The organism is Variovorax defluvii (assembly GCF_039541515.1).
Taxonomy (GTDB): Bacteria; Pseudomonadota; Gammaproteobacteria; order Burkholderiales; family Burkholderiaceae_C; genus Variovorax; species Variovorax defluvii.
Window position 1 is genome coordinate 1 of record NZ_BAABGJ010000055.1, and the last position, 811, is coordinate 811.

Annotated in this window: 1 protein-coding gene; it reads left to right on the top strand. The window is 67.9% G+C overall.

The features are described from left to right. On the top strand, positions 1–809 hold an 809-nt coding region (locus tag ABEA07_RS16495), incomplete at its 5' end, for a porin (protein ID WP_345539184.1). Positions 810–811 lie beyond the last annotated feature (2 nt).

Below are 811 nucleotides of genomic sequence, written 5' to 3' on the forward strand. Positions count from 1 at the left end.
CCAACCCCGGCACCATCAGCCTGGGCGGCTCCGACTCCTACGTTCGTACCAGCAACACCATCGGCTACTTCCTGCCGCCCAACCTCGGCGGCATCTACGGCCAGGTGCAGTACGCGTTGCACGAGAACGTCGATCAGAGCAACGTCGCTGGCACGCCGAGCAAGAAGGGCCGCTACTTCGGCGGCCGCCTGGGCTACGCGTCCGGTCCCCTGGACGTCGCCGTCGCCTATGGTGAAAGCACGGTGGGTGACGTGACCACGCTGACGGCCGCGGGCCTGCCCACCGGCGCGGGCTTCGAGAACAAGATCAAGAGCGCCAACCTGGGGGCCTCCTACGACTTCGGCGTGGTCAAGCTGTTCGGCGAGGTGTCGGTGGCGCGTGACGAACTGGAGACGCGCACGGTGCTGGGCGGTGCGCTGCCGCTGACGGTCACGGTCGACGAGAAGGACAAGTACACCGGCGGCTTGATCGGCGCCACCATTCCGGTGGGCCCGGGGCTGATCCGCCTGGCCTACCAGCGCGTGAAGTTCAAGAACGATCCGGGGCTGGTGCTGCCCACGCTGTTCCAGCCCAACCGGGATGCGTCGGCCAACAAGATCGCCATCAGCTACGTGCACAACCTGAGCAAGCGCACGGCGCTGTATGCGACGGCGGCGCGCATCCGCGTGAAGAACGGCGAGAACAACCCCGCGATCATGGGCGCGACGGCGCTGGGCTCGCCGCAGTACCTGTCCACCGGCAACGGCGTGGCAGGCTACCGCCCGCGCAGCGCCACGGGCTTCGACTTCGGCATCCGCCACGCGTTCTGAGC